General features: G+C 74.5%; 11 protein-coding genes. 7 read left to right on the forward strand and 4 right to left on the reverse strand.

Features of this window, described 5'->3' with window-relative positions:
* The first annotated feature begins 122 nt into the window (after positions 1 to 122).
* Both ACIHEJ_RS07985 and ACIHEJ_RS07990 read left to right on the forward strand, forming a co-directional pair.
* Positions 123 to 5,687, forward strand: a complete 5,565-nt coding sequence (locus tag ACIHEJ_RS07985; protein WP_400133066.1) for an amino acid adenylation domain-containing protein — start codon at positions 123 to 125, stop codon at positions 5,685 to 5,687.
* Complete coding sequence (locus tag ACIHEJ_RS07990) at positions 5,684 to 6,823, forward strand: saccharopine dehydrogenase NADP-binding domain-containing protein (protein WP_400133067.1); 1,140 nt, start codon at positions 5,684 to 5,686, stop codon at positions 6,821 to 6,823. The genes ACIHEJ_RS07985 and ACIHEJ_RS07990 overlap by 4 nt, the downstream gene beginning before the upstream one ends.
* A gap of 160 nt (positions 6,824 to 6,983) precedes the next feature.
* Here the strand turns inward: ACIHEJ_RS07990 and ACIHEJ_RS07995 are convergent, their stop codons facing one another.
* Positions 6,984 to 8,588 carry a B12-binding domain-containing radical SAM protein gene (locus ACIHEJ_RS07995; RefSeq protein WP_400133068.1) on the reverse strand — a complete coding sequence of 535 codons (1,605 nt, stop codon included), beginning with the start codon at positions 8,586 to 8,588 and terminating at the stop codon, positions 6,984 to 6,986.
* A 234-nt stretch (positions 8,589 to 8,822) separates the two neighbouring features.
* Here ACIHEJ_RS07995 and ACIHEJ_RS08000 point away from each other — a divergent pair, with 234 nt between their 5' ends.
* From ACIHEJ_RS08000 to ACIHEJ_RS08020, 5 genes are all read left to right on the forward strand, one after another.
* On the forward strand, positions 8,823 to 10,664 hold the full coding sequence (locus ACIHEJ_RS08000) for an ABC transporter ATP-binding protein (RefSeq protein WP_400133070.1): 1,842 nt from the start codon (positions 8,823 to 8,825) through the stop codon (positions 10,662 to 10,664).
* On the forward strand, positions 10,661 to 12,370 hold the full coding sequence (locus ACIHEJ_RS08005; protein ID WP_400133072.1) for an ABC transporter ATP-binding protein: 1,710 nt from the start codon (positions 10,661 to 10,663) through the stop codon (positions 12,368 to 12,370). Before ACIHEJ_RS08000 ends, ACIHEJ_RS08005 begins: the two co-directional genes overlap by 4 nt.
* Positions 12,371 to 12,437: 67 nt before the next feature.
* Positions 12,438 to 17,231: an amino acid adenylation domain-containing protein gene (locus ACIHEJ_RS08010; RefSeq protein ID WP_400133073.1), complete on the forward strand. Its 4,794-nt coding sequence runs from the start codon at positions 12,438 to 12,440 to the stop codon at positions 17,229 to 17,231.
* Positions 17,228 to 18,028, forward strand: a complete 801-nt coding sequence (locus ACIHEJ_RS08015) for a thioesterase II family protein (RefSeq protein ID WP_400133075.1) — start codon at positions 17,228 to 17,230, stop codon at positions 18,026 to 18,028. Before ACIHEJ_RS08010 ends, ACIHEJ_RS08015 begins: the two co-directional genes overlap by 4 nt.
* A gap of 70 nt (positions 18,029 to 18,098) precedes the next feature.
* Complete coding sequence (locus ACIHEJ_RS08020) at positions 18,099 to 19,727, forward strand: (2,3-dihydroxybenzoyl)adenylate synthase (RefSeq protein WP_400133077.1); 1,629 nt, start codon at positions 18,099 to 18,101, stop codon at positions 19,725 to 19,727.
* A gap of 445 nt (positions 19,728 to 20,172) precedes the next feature.
* Here ACIHEJ_RS08020 and ACIHEJ_RS08025 read toward each other — a convergent pair whose 3' ends face one another.
* The 3 genes from ACIHEJ_RS08025 to ACIHEJ_RS08035 form a co-directional block, all read right to left on the reverse strand.
* The gene (locus tag ACIHEJ_RS08025; RefSeq protein WP_400133078.1) at positions 20,173 to 20,859 is read right to left on the reverse strand and encodes a TetR/AcrR family transcriptional regulator; all 687 of its coding nucleotides are present in this window, start codon (positions 20,857 to 20,859) and stop codon (positions 20,173 to 20,175) included.
* Positions 20,860 to 20,974: 115 nt separating this feature from the next.
* The gene (locus tag ACIHEJ_RS08030) at positions 20,975 to 22,096 is read right to left on the reverse strand and encodes a hypothetical protein (protein ID WP_400133080.1); all 1,122 of its coding nucleotides are present in this window, start codon (positions 22,094 to 22,096) and stop codon (positions 20,975 to 20,977) included.
* The gene (locus ACIHEJ_RS08035; RefSeq protein ID WP_400133082.1) at positions 22,093 to 22,776 is read right to left on the reverse strand and encodes a TetR/AcrR family transcriptional regulator; all 684 of its coding nucleotides are present in this window, start codon (positions 22,774 to 22,776) and stop codon (positions 22,093 to 22,095) included. The genes ACIHEJ_RS08030 and ACIHEJ_RS08035 overlap by 4 nt, the downstream gene beginning before the upstream one ends.
* Between the last annotated feature and the right edge of the window lie 148 nt (positions 22,777 to 22,924).

A 22,924-nucleotide genomic window follows, 5' to 3' on the forward strand; every position in this document is an offset into this window, starting at 1 on the left:
CGGAGCGCCCCGCTCCCCACCCCTGCCGTCATCCAGAACTTCGCTAGGCCCCATCCGTGAGGCTGTCGGATGTCTCATGGCCGCCTCGGGGTGGACGACACGGCGAGAAGGGGCAACGCATCGTGAATGTCGGGGAGTTCGTGGCCGAGCTGAGCGCGGCCGGTGTGACGATGTACGAGGAGGACGGGCGGCTGCGCTACCGCGCCCCCAAGGGCGCGCTGACGCCGGAGCGGCTGGAGACCCTTCGCACCCACCGGGACGCCGTCCTCGCCCTGCTGCGGGAGCGGGAGTTCGGGCCGGCCGTCGTCGCCGACCCGGCGTCGGCGTACGAGCCGTTCCCGCTCACGGACGTCCAGTCGGCGTATCTGCTCGGCCGCAGCGAGGCCTTCGACTACGGCGGGGTCGCCTGTCACGGCTATCTGGAGATCGCGCTGCCGCACTGGGGAGCCGACCGGATCGAGCAGGCCTGGAACGAGCTGATCCGGCGCCACCCCATGCTGCGGGCCGTCGTCTCCGCCGAGGGCCATCAGCGCGTCCTGCCCGAGGTGCCGCGGTACCGGGTCCGCCACGAGGACCTGTGCGGCGCCGACGAGGAGACCCGCACCCGGGCCGTGGCGGCGACCCGCGGCGAGATGTCCCACCAGGTCCGGCAGACCGACCAGTGGCCGCTGTTCGACGTGCGCGTCACCGACACCGACCAGGCGCTGCTGCTGCACGTCGCCGTGGACCTGCTCATCTGCGACTACAGCAGCATCCGACTGCTGCTCGGCGAACTCGGCGCGCTGTGCGCCGAATCGCCGCGCACCGATTCGACGTGCGCCGACTCGCCGTGCGCCGATTCGACGTGTACCGACTCGACGTGTACCGACTCCCGGCGGACCGAGCCGCCGGGAGCGACCTTCCGCGACTACGTCCTCGCGGCCGTCCGCACCCGCGAGGGCACCCGTCACCAGCGTGACCGCGCCTACTGGTGGGACCGGATCGACAGCCTGCCGCCCGCGCCCGACCTGCCGCTGCGCACCGACTCCCTGGCCGCGCCACCGCGCTTCACCCGGCACGGGATGCGGCTCACCCCCGAGCAGACCGGCACCCTCGGCCGGCGCGCGACCGAGACCGGCGTCACCGCCTCCGGCGTGCTGCTGCAGGCCTTCGCCGAGACCGTCGGCCGGTGGAGTCGCGCACCCCGGTTCACCCTCAGTCTCACCGTGCAGAACCGGCTGCCGCTGCACCCCGACGTCGACCGCGTCATCGGCGACTTCAGCTCCACCAGCCTGCTCGCCGTCGACCTCACCGAGGGCGCGACCCTGAGCGAGCGCATGCGCACCGTCCAGGCCCGGCTCTGGGAGGACATGGACCACCGGCTGTGCTCCGGCGTGGAGGTCCTGCGCGAGCTGGCCCGCCGCCGGGGCCGTACCGAGGCCCTGCTCCCGGTGACCTTCACCAGCACCCTCGGCGGAGCCGGCACCGGCACCGGCACCGGCACCGATCCCGTGCCGTCGCTGATGCCGGACGGCGAACTCGTCCACGGCATCACCCAGACCCCGCAGGTGTGGATCGACTGCCAGGTGATGGAGGACGGCGGCGGCCTCCTCGCCCACTGGGACGTGCGCGACGGCGTCCTGCCCGACGGCGTCGCCGCGGACATGTTCGCCGCCTTCGCCGACCTGGTGCGGCGCCTGGTCGAGGAGCCCGCCACCTGGTCGCAGACCGCCCCCGTGGGGCTGCCCACCGGGCAGGCCGCCGTCCTCGCCGCCGTCAACGACACGGCCGGACCACGGCCCGACGGGCTTCTGCACACCGCCGTCGTCGCCCGGGCGGAACGCACCCCCGACCGTCCCGCCGTCATCACCCCCTCCCGCACCCTCGGCTACGGCGAACTCCTCGGCCGTGCCCGGGCGGTGGCCGGCGCCCTGGCGTCCGCCGGGGTCCGGCCGGGCGACCGCGTCGGCATCGTCATGGACAAGGGCTGGGAGCAGGCCGTCGCCGCCCTCGGCGTGCTCCTCGCCGACGGCGCCTACCTGCCCGTCGACACCACGCAGCCCGCGCTGCGCCGCGGCACCGTCCTCACCGACGCCGGCGCACGCCTCGTCCTCACCCAGTCCCGGCTCCTGCCCGGCATGGACCTGCCGTCCGGCGTCCGTGCCGTCGCCGTCGACACCCTGGAGCCCACCGACCGGTGTCCCGAGAACCGGGCCACGCCCGGCGACCTCGCCTACGTGATCTACACCTCCGGCTCCACCGGCGTCCCCAAGGGCGTCATGATCACCCACGCCGCCGCCCGCAACACCGTCGACGACATCAACGCCCGGTTCCGCGTCACCGCCGACGACCGGGTCCTCGGACTGGCCCAGCTCGGCTTCGACCTCTCCGTCTACGACCTCTTCGGCCCCCTCGCGGCCGGCGGCGCCCTGGTCCTGCCCGACCCCGCCCGGCGCGGCGACCCCGCCCACTGGGCGGACCTGCTCGTCCGGCACGACGTCACCCTGTGGAACTCCGTCCCCGCACAGATGCAGATGCTGGAGGAGTACCTGCGCACCGACCCCGTGGCGGACGTCTCCCGGCTCCGGCTGGCCCTGCTGTCCGGCGACTGGATCCCGGTCACCCTGCCCGACGCGATCCGGCGCCGCATCCCCGGGCTCGACGTGGTGAGCCTCGGCGGGGCCACCGAGGCGGCCATCTGGTCGATCCACCACCGCATCGGCACCGTCGACCCCGGCCTCGGCAGCATCCCGTACGGCAGGCCGCTCGCCAACCAGCGGTTCCACGTCCTCGACACGCTGATGCGCGAGTGCCCCACCCATGTCACCGGCGAGCTGTACATCGCGGGCGACGGCCTCGCCCTCGGCTACCTCGGCGACCCCGAGCGCACGGCGGAGAGGTTCGTCACCCACCCGGCGAGCGGCGAACGGCTCTACCGCACCGGCGACCTGGGCCGCCGGCGTCCCGACGGCGAGATCGAGTTCCTGGGCCGGGCGGACCGCCAGGTCAAGCTGAACGGCCACCGGGTCGAACTCGCCGAGGTGGAGGCCACGCTGCTCTCCCACCCCGCCGCCGCGGCGGCCGCCGCCACCGTCCAGGGCGAGGGCGGCGCCCGCACCCTCGTCGCGTTCGCCGAGCCCGCCCCCGCCGAGGCACCCCCGGTGCCCGCCGCGCTGAGCGAGCGCGCCGCCGCCGCGGGCCTCGCGACCACCCGGGACGTCGCCGACACGGAGATCGCCGACATGGTCGCCCTGCTCGACCTGTCCGCCCTGCAGGCGATGGCCGCCCTGTTCCGCTCCTGCGGCCTGTTCGCCGGCCCGGCCGCCGCGCACACCGCGGAGCAGGTCATCGAGGCCGTCGCCGCCGCCCCCGAGAACCACTACCTCGTACGACGCTGGCTGGCCGCCCTGGAGCAGGAGGGCCGGGTGACCCGGGACCCGGACACCGGCCGCTACCGCGACCTGCTCGCCGAGCCGGACGAGGAGCGTGCGGACGTGCTGCGCCGCATCGACGCGCTCGAACCCCGGATCCGCTGGGGCGCCGAACTCGTGCGCTACCACCGGGTCTCCGAGGAGCACCTCGCCCCGCTGCTGCGCAACGAGATCGACCTGAAGACGCTCCTCTTCCCGGAGGGCCGCCTGGACACCGCCGAGGCCGCCTACCGCGACAACCTCATCAGCCGCCACAACAACGCCGTCGTGGTCTCCGCGCTGCGCGACATCGCCCGCGCGCACCCCGGCGGCGAGCCGCTGCGGCTGCTGGAGATCGGGGCCGGCGTGGGCGGCACCAGCACGGTCCTGGTACCCGCGCTGGACGGCCTGAACGTCGACTACCTGTTCACGGACCTGTCCCACTTCTTCCTCACGGCCGCCGCCGAGACCTTCCGCGACCATCCCTGGGTCCGCTACGGGCTGTTCGACCTCAACCGCGACTACCGCGCCCAGGGCCTCGCCCCGAACTCCTTCGACGTGATCCTGCTCGCCAACGTCCTGCACAACTCCGTCCACGCCGAGAAGGTCCTGGCCCGGCTGCGCGAACTGCTCGCGCCCGGCGGCTGGCTGGTCTTCATCGAGGCCACCCGGGACGCGTACCACGTCATGACCTCCATGGAGTTCAACGCCGGACTCCACGGCTTCGAGGACGAGCGCGCCGCGACCGGACAGACCTTCCTGGGCCGCGACCAGTGGCTGCGGATGCTGCGCGAGGCGGGCGCCGAGACCGCCTTCTGCCTGCCCGCGCAGGACAGCGCGCTCTCCGAGATCGGCCAGCACGTGTTCGCGTCCCGGTTCAAGGCCGACCGCGCCCCGCTGCGTCCGGAGACGCTGCTCGCGCACGCCGCCGACCGGCTGCCCGGCTACATGGTCCCGGCCGAGCTCCAGATCGTCGACCGCATCCCGCTGACCGGCAACGGCAAGGTCGACCGGGCCGCCCTCGACGCGTGGACCGCCTCCTCGGCGTCCGGTCGCGCCGACGAGGGCGGCGACGCGCCGCGCGAGGGCATGGAACAGACCCTGGCCGCGCTGTGGACGGACGTCCTGCCGGTCGACTTCGTCGGCCGGGACGCCAACTTCTTCGATCTGGGCGGCGACTCGCTCCTCGTCGCCCGGCTCGTCACCCGGATGCGCGGAGAACTGCCCGAGGCGGCCGACCTTGAGTGGGACGACCTGCTGCGGCTGGTCATGAACCGGCCCACCGTCGCCGCACTCGCGCAGCGGCTGACCGCGTCCGGGGACGGCGGCCCCGGACCGGGCGGCGGCCCCGCCTCCCCGCTGGTACGGATCAGCAGCGCCCCGGCGGGCGCCGAGGACACCCCGACCCGTGTCCTGGTGCACGACGGCACCGGCAGCCTCATCCCGTACCGGGCGGTGATCCAGGAGCTGTCCGAGCGGCTGCCGCTGGCCGGCCTGGTCGTCGACGACGTCGAGGCGTTCCTGAAGGCCGACCCGCGCACCCAGGTCGCCGAGCTCGCCGACCGGCACGCGGAGGCGCTGCTCGCGGAGGGGCTCGGCCGGGTGCACCTGGTCGGCTACTGCATGGGCGGCCTGCTGGTCCCCGAGCTGGCCCGGCGGCTGACCGCGGCCGGCGCCGAGGTGACCGGACTGACCGTGGTCAGCAGCTACCGGGTGCCCTACCTGGTCGAGGACGACCTGCTCGCCGAGTACATCTTCGCCCGGCTGATGCGGGCCGACCTGGTGGGCCTCGGCTATCCCCGGGACGAGGGCGCCACCCGGGACCTGGTGACCGCCACCACCGAGCGGTACGGCGCGACGGTGCCGCAGGGCGGCCTCGTCGCATGGGACGCGGCGCAGCTGCCCGAGCGCGCCCGGGAGGCACTGCGCGCCTTCCAGGACCTCGCCGGGCGGCCCCAGGAGGAGCGGCTGCGCGCCATCGGGGCGTCCATGCCGGTGGACGACGCCGAACTGCGCTCCGACGAACGGCTGTCGAGGCTGTTCCGCATCGTCAAGCACAGCCTGGTGTCCGTCGCCGCGCACGAGCCGACGCCCTGTGATCTGCCCGCCACCTTCGTACGGCAGACCGGCGAGGCGGAGATCTTCCCCGGCATGCACCGCGACATGACGGACTACTGGCGTCGGGTGTGCGGGGAGGGGCTGCGCATCGTGGACGTGCCGGGCGACCACTTCGACTGCGTCCAGCCTCCGCACGCCCGCGCCGTCGCCCGGGCACTGCTGCCGGAGGACGGCCGGTGACCGGCCACCCACCGCTGATCGGCGTCCTCGGCGGGTACGGGGCGGTCGGCGCCGCCGCCGCGCGCTGTCTCGCCGCGGAGGGGTTCCGGCTGCGCATCGGCGGCCGGGACCGGGCGGCGGCCGAGCGGTGCGCCACCTGCCTCGGCGGCCCGGCCGAGGCGCGGCGGGTCGACGCCCGCGACGAAGCGGAGCTCGAAGGGTTCGCGCGGGGCTGTGACGTCCTGCTGCACTGCGCCGGACCCGCCTACGAACTGGGCGCCGGGCCCCGCCGGGCGGCCGCCGCCGCGGGGACCGCCTACGTCGACGTCATGGACGGCGCGGGCCCCGCCCCCGCCCCACCGGGCGAGTGCACGGCGGTGCTGTCGGCCGGGCTGTCCCCGGGCCTGTCCGGCCTGCTGCCCCGCCTCCTGACGGACGGCCGGCCGCTGTCCGCGGGCGCCCGCTTCACCGGTCACCACGTCATGCTCGGCGCCTTCACCCGCACGGGCGCCCTGGACTACCTGCTCAGCCTGGAGAGGGAGTACGGCACGCCACGGGCCGAGTGGCGCCGGGGCCGGGTGGTGCCGAGCGCGCTGCCCGGAGCCGCCCGGCACACCGTGCCCGGCGTCCCGCACCCCGTCACCGCGTACCCCTACCTGCCCCGCGAACTGGCCGACGTCGCCTCCGCGTCGGGGCTCGCCGAGGCCCGCTGGTACAACGCCTTCGACGGCCACCACCTGCTCGACACACTGAACCGGCACCGGTCGGGCGACGCCGGGCCGGCCGGACTGGAGGCCCGGGTGGCCGACGTGGTGCGGGCGAGCGGGCTGGACGCGTTCGGACGGACCCCCTACCACCTGCTGTGGGGCGTCCTGGAACCGCTGTCGCCGGGCGCCGGCGGGGTCCGGCGCACCGTGCTCGTCCGCGGCACCGACGGCTCGGCGATGACCGGCGTGATCGGCGCGCTCGCCGCGGCGGAGGTGGCCCGGCACCGCATCCCCCCGGGCGCCCACCAGGCCGCGACCGTCCTCGCGCCCCAACAGGCCCTGGCCGCCCTGCGACACCACCTGCCCGACACCGTCTGCGCATCGACCGAGACCCCCACGGACACGCTCACCGACGAGACGGCGACCCTGCTGGAGGACGGCGTCCTGTGACACCCGCGCACGACGCCACGCCCCCCTCCGAGCCCGACCTCGGCCGGGGCGTGCTCCTCGGACCCGAGGGGGTGACGACCTCCACCCCCGCCCCCACGCACGCCGCCGCCGCTTCTCGCGGCGGCGGCGTTTCGGTGGGGGGCGTTTCGGTGGGGGCGGGTCAGAGCGGGCCCACGGACAGGGCGTGACCGGCGGGGGCCAGTTCGACGCCGTGGTCCTTCAGACGGTGGATGTTGTCGCGGATCACCGCCGCCCCCTCGTCGAGGTCCTGGTGGTCGATCGGCGCCATGGCCATGCGCTCCAGGCACTTCTCGACGGCGATGTTCGTCGCGTGGTCGTGACGGGGCATCAGCCAGTGCTCGTAGTCGTGCTGCCAGAGGCTGAGCACCGCCTTGTCGTTGGTGAGGCGCACCTTGTCGAGCGTCTCCTTCTGCAGGGCGGCGGCCTGTTCGCTGTTCATCCCGATGTGCGACCAGGGCGAGGCGGGGTTGGTCGGGTCGTCGGCCTCGATCTGCAGCTCCTCCTTGTCCTGCCACAGCGGCATCGTCTCGTCGGTGATCGAGAACTTGGAGAGCGCGAAGTGCCCGGAGTACTCGTGCAGCAGATAGTCCTGGGTGTCCTGGAACATCTCCGGGTTCTCACCCGGATACCCGACGATGAACAGGCCGTAGTACGACAGCCCGCTCCCGCTGAGCAGTTCGACCGCGCGCCGGTTCTGCTTCACCGACACCCGCTTGCTCATCCGCTTCAACGTCTCGTCGTTCATCGACTCGAAACCGATGTGCAACTGGTAGCAGTGCGCCGCCCGCAACCCCTCCACCACCTGCGCGGAGTTCAGCGTGTTGGCCCGGCTGAACCCCTCCCACCTCGGGATGTCCGCGTCCGGCAGGATCTCCAGCAGCCGGCGCAGCCGCGTCGGCGGAATGGTGAACGTCGAGTCCATCGCCGAAATGACGTCCGCACCGTTCCGCTCGGCATAGGCCGTCCAGTCGTCCCGGATCTTCTCCGCAGATTTGTAACGCCATTTCGGCGAAGCGGCCGGGAAGGAACAGAATTTGCAGTCGAAGGGGCACCCGCGCATCGACTCGTACGGCACGATCGGCGTGCTGCCCAGCACCGTCGGCGACGGGAATTCCTCCAGATCGACGTACTCGGTGGGATTGATACGGATGTTGTCGCCGTCGCGCCAGACGAGGTTCGGCACGGCACCGAGTTCACCCCGGCCGGCCAGCGCGTCCAGCGCCATCGGCAGCGCCCGCTCGCCGTCGCCGCGCACCACCGCGGCGATCTCCGGGTGGTCACGCAGCGCCATCATGAACTTGAGGTTGGTGAACTGCCCGCCGGCCACGATGCCGGTGCCGGGCAGGTTCTCCCTGACCCAGCGCACGGCCGACGCCAGGATCGGGCCGTTCCAGATGTACGTCGTCGACAGCAGCACGAAGTCCACGTCGCCGGCCGGGGCCTTGGCCCTGCCCTCCCAGACGTCCTCCAGGGCGACCCGCTCGAACGCGTGGCCGCTGTTCTCCAGGATGGACAGCAGGGTCACGGTCGTCAGGTGCGGGGTCGTGTCCGCGCGCGGGCGCAGCAGCGCGTACGAGCGGCCCGACCGGTCGAACGAGAACCGTTCGAGCGCGAGAGAGGCGAAACCGGACCGCCGGACCATCTCCCGGGCATGCGCGGAGGGTTCGGCCGTGAACAGCGAACCCTCCAGATAGGGAGAATTCAGATTCGCGGGCCCGAGCCCGCTGAGAAGGAGAAAGCGCACGCGTCCCACTCTCCTGTGGTGAATGCCATGGCCGCCCCAGAGCGGGGCGCTGGGATCGTTTCAGGCCGCCGCTGGGCATCCTCTGGACGGATTCTCGACGGCGCGGGCCTCACGAGTGGTGTCGTAAAACCCGGGCAGGGGCCGCGGGCCGCGGTTGCCAGCCGGGTTCTTATACGTGTAAAGTTATGTGCTGCATTCATGATCCAGCTCCGCGCCTGAGAGGTGAGGAATCCCATGGCCACGGCAGAAGATCTGCACAGCCGTGCCGAGCGCCCGGAGGCAGCAGGTGACGGCGGTCCGGAGCGCGATCCGGACGGTGCGCCCGGGACGCCCCGGCAGGTGCTCCTGCGGTTACTGCGCCCCTACCGCACCGGCATCGTCGCCGTCTTCGTCCTCCAGATCGTCAGCTCGCTCGCCGGGCTGGCCCCGCTGATCGCGGTGGTGGAGCTCGGCCGGGTACTGCTCGCCTCCGGACCGCCCGACCACCATGCCGCCTGGCGGGCGGTGTGGATCGGTGTCGCCGGTCTCTTCGTCCGGGTCGTCCTCGCCGCCGCCTCCGGCGGAATCGCCCACCTCGTCGACGGCAGGCTGCAGTTCTCACTGCGGCGCCTGCTCGCCCAGCGCCTCGGCCGGGTCCCGCTCGGCTGGTACGCCCGGCACAGCTCCGGCGAGATCAACGGCGTGGTGCAGGGCGACGTCGACCAGCTGCACCACCTCATCGCCCACGCCCCGGTGGAGGCGACCTCCGCCGTCGTCGTCCCGCTCGCCTCGTTCGCGTACCTCACCTGGGTGGACTGGCGTCTGACGCTCGTCGCGCTGATCCCGGTACTGCTCGGTCTGGTCCTGCACCGGCTGTTGATGTCCGAGGACCGCCAGCGCGAGGGCCGCCGGATGGGCGAGGCCATGGGGCGCATCGGCGCCGCGTCCGTGGAGTTCGTCGAGGGCATCTCCGTCGTCAAGACCTTCGGCGCCGGCGGCCGCGCCCACCGGCGCTACCGCAAGGCCGCCGACGACTTCGCCGACTTCTTCCTGACCTACGTCGCGAGCGCCGCCGGCCTCGCCTCCCTCGCGGCGCTCGTGCTGTCCCCGCCGTTCGTGCTCCTGCTCGTCCTGGCCGGCGGCACCGCGCTGATCGCGGCCGGCACCATGCCACCCGCCGACCTGCTGCCCTTCCCGCTGCTCGCCGTCGCGCTGACCGCCCCGATCGCCGCTCTCGGCCACGGCATGGACAACGTGCACGCCGCCGAGCGCTCCGCCGAGCGCATCCGCGACCTGCTCGCCGTACCGCCGCTGCCCGCGCCGGCCCGGCCGGCCGAACCGAACGGCGACCGCGTCGAGTTCCGCGGCGTCACCTTCGCCTACGACCCCGGCCGCCCCGTGCTGCACGGCGTGGACCTCACCCTCGAACCCGGCACCACCACCGCCCTGGTCGGCTCCTCCGGCGCCGGCAAGTCCACCCTCGCCCAGCTGCTGCCCCGGTTCTTCGACCCCGTCGAGGGCAGCGTCCTGCTCGGTGGCGTCGACCTGCGCGACATCCCCGCCGCACGGCTGTACCGCAGCGTGTCCTTCGTCTTCCAGGACGTACGCCTCCTGCGCACCAGCATCGCCGACAACATCGCCCTGGCCGTCCCGGACGCCGACCGTGCCGCGGTCGAGCGGGCCGCGCGCGCCGCCGGCATCCACGACCGCATCCAGGCCATGCCCCGCGGTTACGACTCCGTGATCGGTGAGGACGCCGGACTCTCCGGCGGCGAGGCCCAACGGCTGTCCGTCGCCCGCGCCCTCCTCGTCGACGCACCCGTGCTCGTCCTGGACGAGGCGATGTCCTTCGCCGACGCCAAGACCGAGGCCGAGATCCGCGCCGCCCTGGAGACCCTCGTGCACGGCCGCACCCAACTGGTCATCGCGCACCGGCTGGAGACCGTCGCCCGGGCCGACCGGATCGTCGTCATGGGCGACGGCCGGATCCAGGAGAGCGGCACCTACGCCGAACTGATGGCCAGGGGAGGGGCGTTCGCCGCCCTGTGGAACGCCCGGCACGCCCGCGCCGGCCTGGAGGGGGAGATCCGCCGATGATCCGGCTGCTGCTGCGCGTCCTGGGGGAACGGCACTCGGGCCCCCTGCGCCGTACCGTCGCGCTGATGTCCGTCTGCGCGGTCTGCGAGGGCCTGTCCTACGCCCTGCTCATCCCTCTGCTGCATGCCCTCCTCGAGGACCGTCCGCGTTCCGCCTGGCCGTGGCTGACCGGCTTCGCCGTGGCCGTGCTCGTCACCTCCGTGCTCGGCTACCTCAGCGACAAGTCCGGGTTCCGCACCGGCGGCGAACTCTCCCGCGGCCTGCACCACCGGCTCGGCGACCACCTCGCCGGGCTGCCGCTGGGCTGGTTCACCCCCGGCCGGGTGGGCGACGTCTCCGGGCTCACCAGCCGCAGCGTCCTCGAAGTCATGACGGTCCCGGCGCACCGGCTGCGGCCCCTGATCAACGCCACCCTCATCCCCCTCTCCACGGTCGTCGTGCTGTTCTTCCTCGACTGGCGGCTCGCCCTCGCCGGCCTGGTCGCGGCCCCGGTGATCGCCGGCGTGCAGCGCTGGACGTCCCGGGCCACCGCACACCAGGACGAGGAGCGCGCCCGGCGCAGCGACGAGGCGTCCGGCCGGGTCGTCGAGTACGTCCGCGCCCAGCCCGTGCTGCGGGCCGGCGGCCGTACCGGCGAGCGCTTCGGACTGCTCGACGACGCCCTGCGCGCGCAGTGGGAGAGCAGCCGGCGCGCCGCGCTCAGCGGGGTGCCCGGGATGCTCGGACTCACCTTCTCCGTGCAGGCCGTCTTCACCGCCGTACTCGCCCTCGGCGTCTACTTCTGCCTCGACGGCGACCTCGGCGCCGCCGAACTGCTGGCGATCATGGTGCTGGCGGCCCGCTGCGTCGACCCGCTGCTCTCCCTCGCCGACCTGGGCGGCATCATGCGCGTCTCGCGCGGCGAACTGGAGCGCATCGACGCCGTGCTGACCGAGCCCCCGCTGCCCACCGCCCCGCACCCCAAGCTCCCCGCCCACGACGGCGTCCAGTTCGACGCGGTCGGCTTCCGGCGCGGCGACCGCACCGTCCTCGACGGGCTCAGCCTGGAGGTCCGCGAAGGCCGCCGGGTCGCCGTGATCGGCTCCTCGGGCGCCGGCAAGACCACCCTGCTCCAGCTCGTCGCCCGCTTCCATGACGTCGACGAGGGTGCCGTACGGCTCGGCGGGGTGGACGTGCGGCACATCGACCCCGAGGTGCTCATGGCCCGGCTGTCCATGGTCTTCCAGGACGTCTACCTCTTCGAGGGCACCATCGAGGACAACGTCCGCCTCGGCCGCCCCGACGCCACCGGCGAGGAGGTGCGGGCGGCCGCCGCCGCGGCCTGCCTCGACGAGGTCGTGGCCCGCCTGCCCGACGGCTGGGAGACCCAGGTCGGCGAGGGCGGCACCGCCCTGTCCGGCGGTGAGCGCCAACGGGTGTCCATCGCCCGGGCGCTGCTCAAGGACGCCCCCGTGCTGCTGCTGGACGAGGCCACCTCGGCGCTCGACCCGCACAGCGAGGCGGTCGTCCAGCAAGGGCTCGAACGGCTCATGACGGGCCGTACGGTCATCATGGTCGCCCACCGCCTGCGCACGGTCGAGGACGCCGACCTGATCGTCTTCCTCGAGGACGGCCGGATCGCCGAGCAGGGGACGCACGAGGAACTCATGCGTCGTGGCGGCCGGTACGCCGCCTTCCGCAAGGTCGCCGCGCCCGCACCGGCGTGACGCGGCCGTCGCCCCTCACACGCTCGCCCACTCCAACCGAACATCCATCCGAACACGGGGGTCAGGGATGTCACGCACGCACTCGGCGGCAGGCTCGGGGGACCGCTCCGGCGCGCCGCGCACGCGATGGCGGCCGGCGCAGCTCCGCGACCGGGTCGCCGCGCTGCTGGGCACCGCGCCGGAGGCCGTCGACGACGACGCCCATCTCTTCCGATGCGGGCTCCAGTCACTGCAGTTGATGAAGCTGGTCAACGAGATGAACCGGGCGGGTGCCGCCGTCGACTTCACCACGATGGCGCAGGACCCCCGCCTCGTGGCGTGGTACGCGCTGCTGGGCTCGGAGGCGGGCGTACGGGAGGGCGTGGGGGAGGGCACAGGGGCCGAGCAGGCGGACTCCGCGGCGGGGACCGAGGGGGGCGCGGCGGCCGCGCCCGCCTCCTTCGAGGACGACTCCGCCCCCTTCGACGAGTCCGCCCCCTTCCCCCTCACCGCCGTACAGCAGGCGTACTGGATCGGCCGGGCCCCCGAGCAGCCGCTCGGGGGAGTCGGGTGCCACGCCTATCTCGAGATCGACACCCGGGACGTCGAACCCGAGCGGCTGGAGCGGGCCGTACGGGCGCTGCGGGACCGGCACCCGATGCTGCGCGCCTCCTTCGAGGACGACGGAACCCAGCGCATCACCGACGCCGCCTGGCCGGGACTCACCGTCCACGACCACACCGCCCTCCGGGCCGACGCCGTCCCGGACGTCCTGGAGCAGCTGCGCGAACAGCTCTCCCACCGCGTGCTCGACGTCGCCGCCGGCGAGGTCCTCGACGTCCGGCTCAGCCTCCTGCCCGGCGGGGCCCAGCGCCTGCACGTCAACGCCGACCTGCTCGTCGCGGACGTGCACAGCATCCGGCTCCTGCTGTCGGAGCTGGCCGCCCTCTACGACGACCCCGAGCGGACCGACGCACCGCGGTACACCTTCCCGCGGTACCTGTCCGACACCGCCGCCCGCCGCACGGCCGAACGCGAGCGGGCCCGTGCGTACTGGCAGCGGCGGCTCCCCGACCTCCCCGGGGGCCCGCCGCTGCCGTCGGCCGCCGACCCCGGCGAGATCGGGCCGCCCCGCTTCGTCCGGCGCGGGCACACCCTCACCCCCGACGAGTGGCGGTCGCTGCGCGCCCGAGCCGCCGAGCACGGCATCACGCCCGCGGTGCTGCTGGTCACCGCCTTCTCCGAGATCCTCGCCCGGTGGAGCGGCCGGCAGCGGTTCCTGCTCAACATCCCGCTCTTCGACCGCGATCCGTCCGTCCACCCCGACATCGAGCGCATCATCGCCGACTTCACCAGCCTGCTCCTGCTGGAGGTCGACCTGGCCGCCGACGCCGGCTTCGCCGACCGGGCCCGCGCCGTCCAGGCCCGGCTGCACGAGGACGTCGGCCACGCCGCCTACACCGGGGTGGACGTGCTGCGCGACTTCGTCCGCGCGGACGCCTCCGCGCCGCGCACCGCCCCGGTCGTCTTCGCCTGCAACCTCGAGGCCCCGCTGGTCCCCGACGACTGCGCGGCCCGCTTCGGCGAGCTGTCCTGGATGATCTCGCAGACCCCGCAGGTCTGGCTGGACCACCAGGTGTACGGCACCCGGGACGGCGGCCTGCTGCTGGCGTGGGACGCGGTGGAGGCCCTCTTCCCGGCCGGCGTCCTCGACACCATGTTCCAGGCGTACACCACCCTGCTGCGCTCCCTGGCCGCCGACGACTGGAGCGGCCCGCCGCACATACCCCTGCCGCACTCCCAACTCCGATGTCGTACGGAGGCGAACTCCGTCACCCGCCGGGAGAGCGGCCGCCTGCTGCACCAGGAATTCTTCACCCGGGCCGCCGAACGGGCCGACGCACCCGCCCTGTTGTGGGGGAGCGACGGCCGCCTCGGCCACGGCGAACTCGCCGAGCGGGCGCTGCGCGTCGCCGGGGCGCTCGTCACCCACGGCGTCCGGCCGGGCAGCCCGGTCGTCGTCACCGCGCCCAAGGGCCCCGACCAGATCGCCGCCGTCCTCGGCGTCCTCGCAGCGGGCGGCACCTACGTCCCCGTAGGCGTCGACCAGCCCCGCGAACGCCGCGCCCGCATCCACGGACTGAGCGGCGCCGTCCTCGCCCTCGACGGCACCGGCACGCCCCCCGAGGGCCACGGGCTCCCCGTCCTCCCCCTCGCCGAGGCCCTGCGCGCGGACCCGCTCGACGCACCGCGGTACGGCTCCGTCGAGGACACCGCGTACGTCATCTTCACCTCCGGCTCCACCGGAACCCCCAAGGGCGTCGAGGTCAGTCACGGGGCCGCGGTCAACACCGTGGAGGACGTCGACGAGCGGTACGGGATCGGCCCCGAGGACCGGGTCCTCGCCGTCTCCGCGCTGGACTTCGACCTGTCGGTGTGGGACGTCTTCGGTCTGCTCGCCGCCGGCGGCGCCCTGGTCCTCGTCGACGAGGCCGACCGGCGGGACGCGCGGCGGTGGCTCACCTTGTGCCGGGACCACGCGGTGACCGTGTGGAACTCGGTGCCCGCGCTGATGGACATGCTCCTCACCGCCGCCGACGGCACCCCGCTGCCGGTCTCCCTGCGGCTGGCGCTGCTCTCGGGCGACTGGATCGGGCTCGGCCTGCCCGCGCGGCTGGCCGAGGCGAGCGGGGGCCGGTGCCGGCTCGTCGCGCTCGGCGGCGCCACCGAGGCCGCCATCTGGTCCAACGCCCAGGAGGTCCGCTCCGTGCCCGCGCACTGGCGGTCCGTGCCCTACGGCCGCCCGCTGGCCAACCAGCGGTTCCGGGTCGTCGACCCGCAGGGCCGCGACTGCCCCGACTGGGTGCCGGGCGAGCTGTGGATCGGCGGCACCGGGGTGGCCCAGGGCTACCGGGGCGCCCCGGACCTGACGGCGGAACGCTTCCCGTACCTGGCCGACGGCCGCTGGTACCGCACCGGCGACCTCGGCCGGTACTGGCCCGACGGCACGCTCGAGTTCCTGGGCCGCATGGACCACCAGGTCAAGGTCAACGGCTTCCGCATCGAACTCGGCGAGATCGAGGCGGCGCTGGAGTCCCACCCGGCCGTCACCCACGCCCTGGCCACGGTCGTGGGCGACCACACCCGGGACCTGGCGGCGGCCTTCGTACCCACCTTCACCCCGCCGTCGTCCCCTGCCGGGGCGCGGCCCCGGGCCGACGGGGCGGCGGGGGCCTCGCCGAGCGAGGCCGCACCGGCCGACGGGCTGCCGCCGGACCTCGTGGGCGGCCTCGACCCGCACTCCCCGGCCGAGCCGTCCGACGCCACCGCGACGGCGGCCGTCGAGCTGGAGGCGGAACTCACCGAGACGCTGCTCGCGGCCCTGCTCGCCCCCCTCCTGGACCCCACCACCCGGCCACCGGGCGAGACCGCCGGGAACGTCGCTCCCGGCGCGCGGCCGTCCGACGGGGCCGACCCACACCGCGCGCCCGGCGGGCAATCGTCCGCAGGGGCCGCCTCGCTCCCCGTGTCCGGTCCGCCGGTACCGGGTGAGACCGGACCTTCCTCGGGCGAGGCGCAGCGGGGCCGGCTCGGGGACTGGGCCGGTTTCCTGCAGACGCGGGGCGTCCTCGACGGGGGATCACCGGGGCCCCGGTGGGGGAGCGTTCGGGAACCGGAGCGGGCCGCGCGGCTGCGCCGGCGTGTCGCCGGTACGCATCTCCAGCCGGTCGTCGACAGCTGGGCGGGCGCCGTTCCCCTGCTCTCGGCCGTTCTCGCCGGTACGGCCGACCCGGAGGCCCTCGCCGACGACCCCGTCCTGTCCCCCGACGGCCTCGCCGGCCGACTGCCCGGTGTCGGCCCCTGCCTGGAGGCCGCCGCCCACGCCGTCGAGGCCCGCACCGCCACCGGCGACGCCACCGTGGACCTCGCCGTGTGGGCGGCGCACGGCGGCCGGAGCGCCGCCGCCCTGCTGGAGCGGCTCAAGCCCGGCACCGTCCGCTGCACCCTGCTCGACCCCCGCGCCTCCCGGCTCGCCGCCGCCGAGGCCCGGCTCGCCGGGTCCGGGCACGAGATCCGCACGGCCGTACAGGACGCCTTCGCGGTGCCCGAGGCGCGGCTCGCCGCGTTCGACGTGCTCGTGGTGAACGACGTACTCGGCCTCGAACCCGAACCGGACGCCGCCGCACGCGCCCTCGCCCTGCTGGGGCGGCCCGGCGGCCGGCTCCTGCTGCTCGCCCGGACGCCGGTGTCCCCGCTGGCCCTGCCGACCGCCACCGTGCCGAAGCCCGCCTCCCCGCCGGACGCGGCACGGTGGCTGCGGGCGCTGCGGCAGGCCGGGTTCGCCTCCGCCGGGGTCGCGCACCGCGAGCCGGACGGCGTCGTGCTGATCACCGCGCGCCGCCCGGACGGCGCACCCGGCGTCGACCCCGCGTCGATCCGGGCCCGGCTCGCCGAGCGGCTGCCCGCCCACATGGTCCCCGGCATCCTCGTCGGCCTCACCCGGCTGCCGCTGAGCGCCAACGGCAAGGTGGACCGGCGGCCGGTCGAACAGGTCCTCGACCAGGGCGTCGCCCCCGCCGAGAGCGAGGCGGAGCCGCCGCGGGGCCCGTCGGAGGAGACGGTGGCCCAGCTGTGGGCCCGGGTGCTGGGCGTCCCCGTGACGGCACGCGGCGCGGACTTCTTCGCGCTCGGCGGTGACAGCCTGGCCGCCACTCGCCTGGTCGCGGCGCTGCGCGGCCGGCTGGGCGTGGAGCTGCCCATGCGGGACGTCCTGCGCGCCCCGACCGTGGCCGGGATGAGCGCACTGGTCGAGGCGGCCAGGGCGGCCGGCACGGGCCAGGTCCCGGACACCGACGGGGAGTTCGAGGAGGGCGAGCTGTGATCCCGGTGGACCGGCGCACCCCCGCCGCACCGCGCAGGTATTCCCCGCGCACCCACGCCCGCGCCCGCCTGGTCTGCTTCCCGCACGCCGGCGGCGCGGCCGGCGCCTACCGCTCCTGGGCCCTGGACGCGCCCTGGGACGTCGAGGTGTGCGCGGTGCAGTACCCGGGCCGTGGCGACCGGTTCGGCGAGCGGCCCGCCGTACGGATGGCGGACCTCGTCGACGACGTCGTCGCCGGCCTGACGGCCGACACCGGCCCGGCCGGCCTCACGACCTGTGTGCTGTTCGGGCACAGCATGGGCGCGGCGGTGGCGTACGAGACGGTCCGCCGACTCGCCGTGACGGGCCGTCCGCCGGCCGCGCTGGTGGTCTCCGGGCAGCCGGCCCCGCACCGGACCCGGGGCGGCGCCCTGCACCGGGCGACCGATGCCGAACTCCTCGCGGACCTCGGCCGGCTGGGCGGCACCGCGGCGGACGTCCTCGCCAACCCGGCGCTGCTGGAGGCCCTGCTGCCCGCCGTCCGCGCCGACTACCGGCTGATCGAGACGTACCGGCCGCTGCCCGGCGGCCCGCCGTCGGTACCGGTGACCGTGCTGTACGCCGACGACGATCCGGAGGTGACCGCCGAGGAGGCCGCGGCCTGGGCCGAGGCCACCACGGCGAGGTACGAGGCCGCGGTCTTCACGGGCGGTCACTTCTACCTGGAGGCGCAGCGCGACCGTGTGCTGGCCCGGGTGCTCGAGGCCGTACGGGCCGCCCTGCCGGCGACGGCCGCGGCCTGGCCGTCCACCCCGTGACCACCCGCGACCGCCCCACGACCCGCGACCGCCCCACCAACCATGACCGCCCCACCACCACGACCGAGCGATGGCGACCGAACGACGAGGGGGATCCTCCATGCACGAGGGCTGTGTGCCCTGGCCCGAACCGGTGGCCCGCGCCTACCGGGAGCAGGGGCTGTGGAACGGCGACGTCCTGGGCTCCTGGCCGCCGGCCGGCCCGGACGGCGGCTCCCGGACCGCCCTGGTGGCGCCGTCCGGCACCCTGACGTACGAAGCACTCGACCGGGCCGCCGCCCGCACGGCCGCGGGCCTGCTGCGCGCCGGGCTCACGACCGGCGACCGGATCGTCGTCCAACTGCCCAACGACGCCGACCTCGTGGTGCTGAGCCTGGCCTGCTTCCGCACCGGCGTCCTGCCGGTGTACGCCCTTCCCGCGCACCGCTCGGCGGAGATCACCCACCTGGTGTCGGCCTCGGACGCGGTGGCGTACGTCTGCCCGGACCGGGTGCTCGACTGCGACCACCGGGACATCGCCCGGGAGGTGCGGGAGCGGACCGGCAGCCTGCGGCACGTGTTCGTGGCCGGTGACCCGGGGCCGTACACCCCGCTCGCCGCCCTCGACGCCGAGCCCTTGGAACTGCCCGCCCCGGACCCCGAGGACGTGGCGTTCTTCCTGCTCTCCGGGGGTACGTCCGGGCCGCCCAAGCTGATTCCGCGCACCCACGCCGACTACACGTACCAACTGCGCGAGACCGCGCGGCTGTGCGCCGTCGGACCCGACGACGTCTATCTCGCCGCCCTGCCCACGGCGCACAACTTCGCGCTCGGCTGCCCCGGTGTGCTGGGCGTCCTGCGGGCCGGGGGCACGGTGGTGCTCGCCCCGGCGCCGACCGCGGACGTGTGCTTCCCGCTGGTCGCGCGGACAGGGGTGACGCTGACCTCGCTGGTGCCGCCGCTGGTGCCGCTGTGGCTGGACGCCGCGGAGTGGGCGGACGACGACCTGTCGTCGCTGCGGGTGCTGCAGGTCGGTGGCGCCCGGCTGGACCCGCAGACGGCCCGCGAGGTGCCGAAGGCGCTCGGCTGCACGCTCCAGCAGGTCTACGGCATGGCCGAGGGGCTGCTGAACTTCACCCGCCTCGACGACCCGGAGGAGGTCGTCGTGCACACCCAGGGCCGGCCGCTGTCGCCCGCGGACGAGGTCCGGGTGATCCGGGAGGACGGCACGGAGGCGGGGCCGGGCGAGACCGGTGAGCTGTTCACCCGGGGCCCGTACACCCTGCGCGGCTACTACCGGGCGGAGGAGCGCAACGCCACGCGTTTCACGGAGGACGGCTACTACCGCAGCGGCGACCTGGTGCGCCGTACTCCCGGGGGCGACTTCGAGGTGGTCGGCCGGATCAACGACGTCGTCAACCGGGGCGGTGAGAAGGTGCCGGCGCAGGAGGTCGAGGAGCATCTGCTGGCCGCGCTGCCGGTGACGGCCGCAGCGGTGATCGGGCTGCCGGATCCGCTGATGGGCGAGCGGACCTGCGCCTGTGTGGTGCCCCGCGACCCGGCGCATCCACCGGCCCTGTCCGACGTCCAGGCGGCCCTGCGGGCGCGTGGCCTCGCCGGCTACAAGCTGCCGGACCAACTGGTGGTGCTCGACCGGATGCCGCTGACCGGAGTCGGCAAGATCGACAAGCGAACCCTGAAGGCAGACCTGGAGGCCTGAACCCGCACACCCAGGCGGCTCACGGGCAGGGGCGATTCCGCACACCCGCGCCTCATCCGGCCCCACCCCCTGCCCACACCGCCCTGAGCCCACCCTCGCGTCCGGTCGGTGTCGGGCGCGGCGGCGTGTGTCGCTGCGTCACGCTCGTGTGCGGCTGGGGAGCGTGGGCGCGGCTCGGCCGCGTCCGGTGCCGCGTACGACCGTGCGCGCCGCTCGGCCACGTTCGCGTCCGGTCGGTGCCGTGCGTGGCTCGGCCGTGCTCCGGTTCCCGGCGCGGCGGCGTGTGTCGCTGCGTCACGCTCGCGTGCCGGGGCGCGCGCTCGCCTCCCGTGCCGCGCTGTGACCACGCGCGCAGCTCACCCATGCTCACGTCCGGCCGGTGACCGTGGGCGTCGCTCGTTCACGCCCCGTCCCGCCCTGCTCCCGCGCTCGCGGCGCGCGCCGTTCAGTCCGTGGCCCGTGCTGCCCCGGTGCGGGACAGGAGGCCGTCCACGATGGCCGTCAGGCCCTGGCTGTGGGTGTCGCGGGTGGTGATCTCGTCCCATCGGGCGGCCAGGGCCGCCAGTTGCGGGAACTCCTCCGAGGACAGTGCGGCGAACGCCTTGTCGCGGTGCGGCGGCCGTTCCAGCCCGGCGCGGTGCCGTTCGCGGTTGAGCCGGATGGTGAGCTCACCGGCGGTGTAGTACCAGATCACGCGATAGGCGTAGACGGCGTCCTCGGGGCTGAGCCCGCACTCGATCGCCGCGTCGATCATGTTCTCCACGATCCACAGCGCGGAGACCGCCATCAGGTCGTCGGAGGCGAGGATCTGCACGATCCACGGGCACTCGGCGAGGATGTCGTGCAGCACCTGGCTCGCGGCGATCAGCCGTTCCCGCGGCTCGGTGGGCAGTTCGGGCCGGGGGAACCGCTGGGCGTGCCGCTCCAGCAACAGCAGCAGCAGTTCGTCCTTGTCCCGCACATGGTGGTACAGGGCCATCGCCGTGCTCGACAGCTCCTGTGCGAGCCGGCGCATCGACAGGTGCTCGGGGCCCTCCTCGTCCAGGATGCGCTGGGCCGCGATGAGGATCGCCTCCTGGGACAGACGGGGTGGGCGGCCGGTCCTGCCGGTGCGTCGGGTGGGAGGCGTCATTCGTGTGTCTTCCTGTGTCTTCCTGCTGGGCTCGTCTCGGCCGAGGACGAGGCGGACGGACCGGGCGACCGTCCCCCGGCGGGCCCCTGGCGCGGGCCGCCGGGGACGGCGGCCCTCACCCGGGCTGCGGGGCGGCCGTCGGCGCCGACGGCATCATCTCGGATGCACCGGTCAGGACCTCCGTCATGCGTACCGTCGCACGGGGCAGATGACGGCTGATCCAGTCGGTGTCCTCGGTCGGCAGCGTAGCGGCCAGGGAGTGGACCCCGGGCGGCACCCGGCCCGCGGTGACCTCCCGTACGGCGACGGCCGCGAGTGCCCCGAGCAGTGCGGTCGGCTCCGTGCAGCCCAGCAGCATGCCGCGGCGCACGGCGGTGCCCTCGGCGGTGAGCCCGTCCAGCGTGCCACACACCGTCAGCCCCCGGGAGCCCCTGGGCGTTCCGCGGCCGGCCCGGACGAGCTGCTGGGCCGCGGCGAGCAGGGTCCCGTCGTCGTCCCACTCGCTCCGGGCGGCGAACGCGTCCAGCACGGCGGGGACCGCGGTCCCGTGGAACGCCTCGTACCAGGCGCCGGTGTCCAGTCGCAGCAGGTACGTCTGCTCCTGTAACTCCTCGGGCAGGCCGCGGCGGACGGTTCCGGGACGCGCCGGCAGCGGCCAGGAGGGGCCCCAGGGCGCGGGCGGCGGAGGGCAGTCGACGGCGCGCGGGCCGTGTCCGGCCCGGCGCAGGCCCAGCAGGCAGGTGACCGCCGCGTCCAGCGGGCCGGTGCCCGGTCCGTCGTACCAGCCGGTGAACCGGTGGGCGGCGGCGAGGCCGGCGCCGAGCCGGCGCGGCAGCCAGCCGGCGAACGTGGCGGACGGGCCGGTGAACAGGACGGCCGTGCAGGGGCCGGACGGGGTGCGTGGGGCGCCGTCGTCGGCCATGGCGACGTAGTGCCCGCCCGTCGCCGCAACCTCCCGGCGCACCCGGCCGCGCAGCGCGAACGCCGTGCCGGTGCAGTCGAGGACGGTGGCGCAGCCACGGCTGAAGTGGGTCACGCTCTGGCTGTCGGCGGTGTCGACCACGGCGGCCTCGGTGTCGCCGCCGAGACGCCGTGCGAGGGACCAGGCGGCGGTCGCGTCGCGTCCGCCGATACGCAGTCGGTGGCCGCCCTCGGCGGCGAGTGTGCGGGCGGCGGCGGCGCCGACGCGCCCGTAGCCGCCGAGGATGCCGATCACCGGTGCGGTGCTGTCGGTCATGTGAGGTCTCCCGGAGGGGCCAGGTACTGTCCGAGCAGGCCGTCCACGACGTCCTCCAGGCCCTTGCGGTGCGTGTCCCGGACGGTCAGCTCGGACCAGCGGTCGGCGAGCGAGGTGACACGGGGGAACTCGGCGGCCGGGAGGGTGGCGAAGACCTGCTCGCGCTGGGTGGGGCGGTTCAGTTCGGCGTGGTGCCGGCGGCGGGTGTTGCGGATCTTCAGCAGGCCGACGGTGTAGTGCCAGATGACCTGGTGCGCCTGGGCGGCCTGTTCCAGGGTGAGCCCGCACTGCACGGCCGCGTCGAGGAGCGCCTCCATGATCCACACCGAGGAGACGGCCAGCAGGTCGGGGGAGGCCAGGATCTCGTCCAGGTACGCGTACTGGGCGAGCACGTCGTGCAGCAACTGGGCCGCGGCCAGGAGGCGTTCGCGCGGCTCCTCGGGCAGGGCGGCCCGGGGCCGGTCGCGGGACTGCGAGGCCAGCAGCAGGAGCAGCAGGTCGTGCTTGTCGCGCACGTGGTGGTAGAGGGCCATCGGCGTGATGGACAACTCCTTCGCCAGGCGCCGCATCGACAGCTGCTCGGGGCCCTCGGTGTCGAGGATGCGCAGAGCGGCGCTGACGATGGCCTCCTGCGAGAGCGGTGCCGGCCGTCCTGCGCGGCGGCCGTTGCGGGGCTTCATCGTGTGCTTCTCCCCTCGTAGGGCGTGGCGTCGTCTCCTGCTCGGAGCCCGGGGGTGACAACGGCCGGAGCCTGGAGTACATTTATTGTACGCGTAAGACTTACGAGTATAAAAAGTAGGGAGGAGTCGTGTCCGAACGGTCACCCCG

It is taken from the genome of Streptomyces sp. NPDC052301 (assembly GCF_044593395.1).
Taxonomy (GTDB): domain Bacteria; phylum Actinomycetota; class Actinomycetes; order Streptomycetales; family Streptomycetaceae; genus Streptomyces.

Coding starts and splice junctions, on each gene's coding strand:
- ACIHEJ_RS08000 (WP_400133070.1), top strand. CDS start 8,823: ATGGCCACGGCAGAAGATCTGCACAGCCGTGCCGAGCGCCCGGAGGCA.
- ACIHEJ_RS08020 (WP_400133077.1), top strand. CDS start 18,099: ATGGCGACCGAACGACGAGGGGGATCCTCCATGCACGAGGGCTGTGTG.
- ACIHEJ_RS08005 (WP_400133072.1), top strand. CDS start 10,661: ATGATCCGGCTGCTGCTGCGCGTCCTGGGGGAACGGCACTCGGGCCCC.
- ACIHEJ_RS08025 (WP_400133078.1), bottom strand. CDS start 20,859: ATGACGCCTCCCACCCGACGCACCGGCAGGACCGGCCGCCCACCCCGT.
- ACIHEJ_RS08035 (WP_400133082.1), bottom strand. CDS start 22,776: ATGAAGCCCCGCAACGGCCGCCGCGCAGGACGGCCGGCACCGCTCTCG.
- ACIHEJ_RS08010 (WP_400133073.1), top strand. CDS start 12,438: ATGTCACGCACGCACTCGGCGGCAGGCTCGGGGGACCGCTCCGGCGCG.
- ACIHEJ_RS08030 (WP_400133080.1), bottom strand. CDS start 22,096: ATGACCGACAGCACCGCACCGGTGATCGGCATCCTCGGCGGCTACGGG.